The sequence below is a fragment of the Enterobacter sp. EC_50 genome (assembly GCF_019584525.1).
Classification (GTDB): Bacteria; Pseudomonadota; Gammaproteobacteria; order Enterobacterales; family Enterobacteriaceae; genus Enterobacter; species Enterobacter roggenkampii.
This window is the reverse complement of record NZ_VDAF01000051.1, coordinates 1-7,312: the sequence shown is the minus strand read 5'-3', so window position 1 is coordinate 7,312 and position 7,312 is coordinate 1. Positions and strand designations below refer to the sequence as shown.

Sequence of the window (7,312 nt, the reverse complement as noted above, 5' to 3'; positions counted from 1 at the left end):
CTATCGCTGGATCGCACGCGAGCTCGGTATCAGCAAGAATACCGTCGCTGACATCGTGCAACGACACAGAGCTAACGCTTAGGGTGTCATTTCGCCCTCAGCCGGAACCGACCCCATACTAACGGCCCACCGGCCTGTTGAGGAACCTGTAAAACGGAAAGGCTCATTGAAGCCGTATATTTTCTGGAGGTTCATCAGGCGCGGAACTCATCAAGGCGCGGGAATAAAATCCCATTCAGACGCCGGATAGATTCAAGCAAGCCAACTTGTCGTCAAAATCGGTGTTGCAAAAACGGGAGTGACCATAGATTCCGTTTTCTGAGACGACCCCAAGTAATCCCTTTTAACCCCGGTGAGCGGGCTTTACGGCGTTTACGACGTAAAGGGCGTGATTTCCGGGGCCTTAGCGGCGGCAGCTTGCTGCTGACGCTTAGGGGGATGTTCATCAACTATTTCAGCGACACCTGGGAACTTACACGGTAGCTGCAATGCCATACCGGCTAAAAACATCTCAGACGCCTCTGTACGCGGTCGGAGTGGTCCCGGCAAGGCGACAGCCGCAGTCGGGGCGTATCTCCGCGTTAGCGGGCCGCAGGGCCGCTTACGAGCGTGTACCAGACAACTGACAGCAGCTCCACCCACAGCGATGAAGAAGAGTAGTTACAACACCCATCATTAAAAGCGACACTACTCCCGGCCTTCGGCCGGGGGCGGCGGCGCTTTTCAGTGTTGGGGAGGGGCACCTGGCCGGCAAACCGGCGCCGGTTTTATGATGAACTTCCTTTTGAATGCTGTAACTAATTTGCTTCTCCGGCCGGGGCCCTTCGCGAAGCGATGGGAGCTCTTTCTGATGTTGCCGAACCGGCGCGACCGTCAGGTCGCTGCAAGGGCGGGCATTCTCCGGAGCCTGTCCACAGGGTAGGCGATGAAGAGGTTATGTGTTTACAGGATTTATTAAAGGATCTTTAAAAGAGATACAGAACTGGTGTTTAAAAGGAACCACGCGCCCTGAAAGACCGACGGCAGGCTCAGAAGATGCTCCAGCGTGGCCATAGTACGTTCACCGAAGACGTGTGCAACAACCGTCCTCCGTATCCTGTCATACGCGTAAAACAACCAGCGCTGGCGTGATTTAGCGCCGACGTAACCACACTGTTCGTCCATTTCCGCGCAGACGATGACGTCACTGCCCGGCTGTATGCGCGAGGTTACCGGCTGCGGCCTGAGTTTTTTAAGTGACGTAAAATCGTGTTGAGGCCAACGCCCATAATGCGGGCGGTTGCCCGGCATCCAACGCCATTCATGGCCATATCAATGATTTTCTGGTGCGTACCGGGTTGAGAAGCGGTGTAAGTGAACTGCAGTTGCCATGTTTTACGGCAGTGAGAGCAGAGATAGCGCTGATGTCCGGCGGTGCTTTTGCCGTTACGCACCACCCCGTCAGTAGCTGAACAGGAGGGACAGCTGATAGAAACAGAAGCCACTGGAGCACCTCAAAAACACCATCATACACTAAATCAGTAAGTTGGCAGCATCACCGCTGGCGCTTATTTGTTTCTATTCTCTGAAATATGAAACAATCACTGCCAGAAACTAATGCTGAATATAAGTTTTGGATCAACCCACCAGAATTAATAGGCTTTCAGACTTTTCCCCTTTTTCCGGGCAAAATTCTTAAATTTGAAATGACACAAACTGCAAACTTATGTAATATCCGCCACATAAAAGCACTTTCATGAATAATAAAAAACGATTTAGTTGTTTACTGAATAGTTTTTTTATGGCAGCGCCCTAAAGCAAATCGCACACATTTTAACCGGAATTGTCCATTTCCGTGCGGTAGCCTACCCTTTTTTTGGATTTTCTTACTTAACACCTGCGTTTTTGTTGCTCCTGCACCTGCAAGATTTCTCAACTGCTTCGCTATTAAAATCAGTTGAATACCATCAAAGTTTTATTTCACATTCCAGTTATTGCATTGTTGGAAAATATTGATCTATGAAGAACGCAACTCGCCTTCTGGTGATTTCGCTCGCCCTCATGTTGAGCGGCTGTGCATATTCCCCGAAGCAGGTTGAAGCATCCCGACCGCTTGTGAATCAGACTGCTTCTACCGACCTCCAGGCTATGGCAGCCAATCTGCAACAACCTCTGAACACCCTGCCGCAGGGCGCCGCGCTCAGCGCCAATGGCAATACCTATATTCTGGGCCAGCGTTATGTCTCCGCCCTGGGGCTGGAATGCATAGAACTGCTGCGTAATCGCAACTACAACCAGTCGCAGCACGGTGTGACCTGTAAGAACGGTGACACCTGGTATCTGGTACCGCAGCTGGAACAGGCTTCCGCCAGTAACCTGCTTGCCGTGCAATAATTTTGAAGAGAAATGTTGTGAAGATAACGAATTTTCGGCAATTGAGTGCCGTCCTGTTACTGGCCTGCGTCTCCTGCGCCTCTTTCGCCGCCCCCACCCAGCAAGAAGCCCAGGCATTTGGGATGAACACCCCGGCAGACAACGGCGATGGCCGACTGCAGCTTGGCGGCGAGCAAGCGATGAGCGGCCAGGCAAACACCTCCTCCACCACCGGGACTTTCGCACAGCAAAACCGCCAGGGCATGTTATTGCCGGGCGAGTCTGATGTGCGTAAATTACTGCCGCAGTCCGAGTCCGGCCTCCCCCCTCCATACGGTGCCAACCTGTTTGCCGGTGGTTATGAAACCGAGCGCAGCGACGGCTTAAACGATAATTACCTGATCGCCCCCGGCGATAAGCTGAATATCTGGATCTGGGGCGCAGTCAATTTTTCCAACGTCGTGACCGTCGATAATCAGGGCAATATTTTTATTCCCGATGTCGGGCCGATTAATGTCAAGAATGTGGCGGCCAGTAAGGTTAATAACCTGGTTACCAGCCATATCAGCGAAGTTTTCACCAATAACGTTAATGTTTACGTTAATTTACTTACCGCGACGCCGGTCAGTGTATATGTCACCGGACCCGTCATTCGTCCGGGACAATATGCCGGACAATCTTCCGACAGCGTTTTATATTTCCTGAAACGCGCTGGCGGCATCGACTCCGACCGCGGAAGCTATCGTCATATTAAAGTATTGCGCCAGAACCGCGTGATCCAGCAGATCGACCTGTATGAGTTTATGCAGCAGGGCAAAATGCCGAAGCTGTCCCTCAAAGATCAGGATGTGATTCTGGTTGAACCCCAGGGGCCGATGATCAACGTGGCGGGTAAAGTGCGTAACCCGTTCCGCTTCGAGCTGAAGAACAGCACCGCGCTCGGCTCAGAGCTGATCGACTACGCCCTGCCCCTCGCCAAGGTGAGCCACGTGGGCGTGATTGGCGATCGCGCCAGTGGCCCGTTCTCGGTCTATATGCCCTATAAAGATTTCGACCGCATTCAGCTGAGCGACGGCGATAAAGTGCTGTTCAACGACGACATGCATGCGCAGGTGTACGATGTGCAGGTGATGGGCAGCTATCGCGGGCCATCCTACTTCACCGTGCGTAAAGAGACCCGTCTGCACGATCTGCTGAACCACATCCCGATTGACCCGAACATGGCAGATTACGGCTCGATCTATATCATGCGTAAGAGCGTGGCCGCGCGGCAGAAAGAGATGCTGGAAGACTCCCTCAACCGCCTGGAGCGCAGCGTCTTTACCGCACCTGCCAGCTCTGACGGCGAGGCCTCCATTCGCACCAAAGAGGCCGAACTGGTGATGCGCTTTGTGGAAAAAGCCCGCAAGATCCAGCCGCTGGGTAAAGTGGTGGTGTCCGATAAGGGCGTGATCGCCAACATCCTGCTGGAACAGGGCGACCAGATTGTGATCCCGAACAAAACCGACCTGATTCAGGTGGGTGGCGAAGTGATGATGCCGCAGGCGGTGGTCTACAACAAAAACGCCAGTCTGGAAGACTACGTAGCCTGGGCGGGCGGCTATACCGACCGTGCGAACGACAAGCGCATTGCCGTGGTGCATGCCAACGGGCTGATGGAGTTTAAAGACGGTGGCGATGTGATGCCGGGCGATCAGATTCTGGTCATGCCGAAAGTGGACAGCAAAATGATGCAGTCCATCAAGGACATCACCCAGGTCATCTATCAGGTTGCCGTGGCGGCCAACGTGGTCCTGAACTAACCCTCAATGCGGGCTCGCCCCCTCGCGGGCCCGTTCTGTGATATCGGCCTTCTTATGCTTAAACCTGTTCTCAACCAGACGCCCCGCAGCTCGTTCCAGGTGCTGAGGGATGTGACGTTTGGCCTGCTTATTCGTGAACTGAAAACAAGATTTGGCAGTTACCGGCTGGGGTATGCCTGGGCGCTGTTGGATCCGTTGTTGATGATTGGTCTGTTTAGCGCGATTTTTGGGATGCGTAGTCAAAGTGGATTTGGCGGTGTACCTGTGCAGGTATTTATAACTGCTGGCTATTTGCCATTCATGTTTTTTAATAAAGTGGTCAGCCAGTTAAAATCAGCAGTTAATGCCAATATGGGGTTGTTCTGCTATCGGCAAGTTACACCTTTTGCCACCTTCGTTGCCCGTTTCATCCTCGAATCCATCATCGGACTGGTGGTCGGTGTCATATTAGTATTGGGGTTAATGTGGTTTGGTTTTGATGCTATACCCAGCGATCCTTTAGAGGTCATTCTTATCTATTGCCTGCTCATGATCTTTTCATTTTCATTAGGTATCGTTTTTTGTGTGCTGAGCAGTTTATTCAAGGAAGCAGATAAGTTTCTGAGTCTAATAATGATGCCACTGATGTTTGTTTCCTGCGTCATGTATCCCCTTGCAACCGTACCTACACAGTTTCAGCACTGGTTTTTATGGAATCCATTGGTGCATGCCATTGAGCTGATTCGCTCTGGCTGGATTGCAGGTTATGCCAGCCCGAATGTCAGTTGGGTTTATTTGTCTGCTGTCACATTGGTGCTGCTGACTTTTGCGATGAGTTGCTATCGTCTGAGCCATCGTCGCCTGATAGCCAGCTAAAGCGAATAACGATGATTATTTTAGATAACGTCTCGAAGTATTACCCCACCAAATTTGGTCGCAACTATGTATTGCGCGACGTGAACATTACGCTGCCCCGCGATCGTAATATCGGTATTTTAGGTGTCAACGGAGCCGGAAAATCAACGCTGCTGCGCCTGCTGGGTGGTATGGATACGCCAAGTAAAGGGAAGGTAACACGTCACTGTCGCGTCTCATGGCCTCTCGCCCTTGGCGGCGGATTTCAGGGTAGTATGACCGGTCGGGAGAACACCCGTTTTGTGTGCCGGATTCACGGCGTACACGATACGCTGGCTATCGAAGAGTGGGTAAAAGAGTTCTCGGAAATTGGTCAACACTTTGAACTGCCGATTAAAGGCTACTCCAGTGGGATGAGATCAAAATTTTCCTTTGCTGTCAGCATGGCCTTTGATTTTGATATCTACCTGACCGACGAAATTATGTCAGTGGGCGACGCCCGCTTTAAACAAAAATGTATTGATGTTTTTAACCAAAAACGCGAGACCGCCAGTTTGATCATGGTCTCGCACGATATGAAAAACTTACGCCAACAATGCGATATGGGTATTTTGCTGCGCAACAGCACCCTTGAGTTGTTCGACGATATCGAAGATGCCATCCGTATTTATCAGAAACTATAACAAGCCCAAAAATCATGATTCAGCCAACCCGCTCTAACAAATCCTCCGGTTTGATGCGCAAGCTAAATAAATTAAAGACCAAACCCAAACATTTCATTGTTGACTCCAGCGGTTTCAAGCTTGCCCACCGCTCATGGAAAAAGAGCCTTAAACTCGGCAGTTTTTTATGGGTAGTAGTGTGTTTTGCTATTGCTGCGCTTTATTTTTGCGTCATTGTGTCCGATCGCTATGTCAGTCGGGCCGAGCTGGTAGTTAAGCAGGCGGATCAAATTAAGATACTGCCCGATGCCCTTTCAATGCTGGGAATTGGAGGCAGTAACCATGAAGATATACTGATCATCCAGGATTATCTTAAATCCCCCGATCTGCTCAACAAGCTCGATAAGGAGCTGGGCCTGAAAGCTCATTATCAAAGCCACAAAATCGATTATTTTTCCCGCCTGCCAGATAATGTAAGCCGGGAAGAGTTCATTAAATATTACCGTCAGCACCTGTCATTGCACCTGGATGAACTGTCCGGTGTGCTGACAATTGAGTTACAGGCCTTTGATCCTGCCTATGGCCAGCGCGTCGTTGCATTGATGCTTCAGGAATCTGACCGCTTTATCAATAAATTAGGTCATCAGGTAGCACTGGAACAACTGGCCTTTGTCGAGAAAGAAGTCGATCGCGCCTATCAGCGTGTACAGACGGAAAAAGCCAAAGTACTGGACTTCCAGAATAACCATCATTTGATCAGCCCGGAATCAACAAGCAGTGCCCGCCTTGGTGTGGTGAGTCAGATAGAAGCTCAACTGGCACAGCAACAGGCCCAGTTAAAACAGCTACAAAGCTATATGAAAGAAACCGCGCCTGCGGTTGTTTCTGTGCAGGCCAGGGTTGATGCCTTAACGCAGCAACTGGCTCAGGAACAATCCAGACTTACCGGTGCTGATAAAGATGCAATGAACGAAGTGACGGCTCGCTATATGGATGTTCAAACCCAGGCGACCCTGGCTGCGGATCTGTACAAATCCGGACTTATTAGCCTGGAGCAGGCTCGTGTAGAAGCGTATCGCAAGCTTAAGCACCTGTTAGTCATCAGCCAACCAACATTGGCAGAAGACGCAGAGTATCCACGTCGTCTTTATAACCTGCTTACTACAGGAGTACTGCTGTGTCTTCTGTATGGCCTGATTGTGATGGGTATAGCAACCCTGCGTGAGCATCAGGACTAACAACGACATGCATTGAAACTAAGGTCAGAACTCTTACGCGAGTTCTGACCTGTCGCAGTTAATCATAAAGTGGTCACCCCGCCGATCACGCTAATTAACCATTGTTCTCATATTGAAGGGATACCCCATGGGCACTCAGCAAAGCAGCCGTTCACAGGCGCGCCTGAAGCAAGCATCCGAAAAACAAACCAATACCGAGCTGGATTTTATTTTTAAGCGCCCTATTTTTTGGCGCCCGTCTTACATTGCGCAATCCGCCTGGTTAGAACATATTCCGTTTGCTTTCTGGTTAATCGATACCCTGCAACCTCAGGGAAAATTCATGAACATGCCCGTATTTACAGGCTTCGTAGTGTAGCAGGTTCTCAAATTTTGAACTTTATGAGTTAGCGCTATCACACAACAATCAATTATCCGATGATCG

At 50.5% G+C, this 7,312-nt stretch carries 6 protein-coding genes and 1 pseudogene; 6 read left to right on the top strand and 1 reads right to left on the bottom strand.

Annotation, left to right across the window (positions count from 1 at the left end; translation table 11 throughout):
- Positions 1-1,011: 1,011 nt before the first annotated feature.
- Positions 1,012-1,484: pseudogene (locus FHC48_RS22705) on the bottom strand (IS1 family transposase); the annotation flags it as partial.
- Between the two features lie 514 nt (positions 1,485-1,998).
- On the opposite strand from FHC48_RS22705, the gene FHC48_RS22700 reads away from it, so the two are divergent.
- The 6 genes from FHC48_RS22700 to FHC48_RS22675 all read left to right on the top strand — a co-directional run bounded on the left by FHC48_RS22700 (position 1,999) and on the right by FHC48_RS22675 (position 7,246).
- The gene (locus tag FHC48_RS22700; protein ID WP_032180729.1) at positions 1,999-2,373 is read left to right on the top strand and encodes a hypothetical protein; all 375 of its coding nucleotides are present in this window, start codon (positions 1,999-2,001) and stop codon (positions 2,371-2,373) included.
- Between the two features lie 17 nt (positions 2,374-2,390).
- The gene (locus FHC48_RS22695; protein WP_016240555.1) at positions 2,391-4,154 is read left to right on the top strand and encodes a polysaccharide biosynthesis/export family protein; all 1,764 of its coding nucleotides are present in this window, start codon (positions 2,391-2,393) and stop codon (positions 4,152-4,154) included.
- 111 nt (positions 4,155-4,265) lie between these two features.
- The gene (locus FHC48_RS22690; protein WP_223862995.1) at positions 4,266-5,009 is read left to right on the top strand and encodes an ABC transporter permease; all 744 of its coding nucleotides are present in this window, start codon (positions 4,266-4,268) and stop codon (positions 5,007-5,009) included.
- A gap of 11 nt (positions 5,010-5,020) precedes the next feature.
- A complete protein-coding gene (locus FHC48_RS22685) occupies positions 5,021-5,671 on the top strand; it encodes an ABC transporter ATP-binding protein (protein WP_220420614.1) in 651 nt (216 codons plus the stop codon).
- A 14-nt stretch (positions 5,672-5,685) separates the two neighbouring features.
- A complete protein-coding gene (locus FHC48_RS22680) occupies positions 5,686-6,888 on the top strand; it encodes a polysaccharide transporter (RefSeq protein WP_016240552.1) in 1,203 nt (400 codons plus the stop codon).
- 127 nt (positions 6,889-7,015) lie between these two features.
- Positions 7,016-7,246 (top strand): hypothetical protein, encoded by a 231-nt coding sequence (locus FHC48_RS22675; protein WP_220420613.1) that lies wholly within the window; start codon positions 7,016-7,018, stop codon positions 7,244-7,246.
- Positions 7,247-7,312 lie beyond the last annotated feature (66 nt).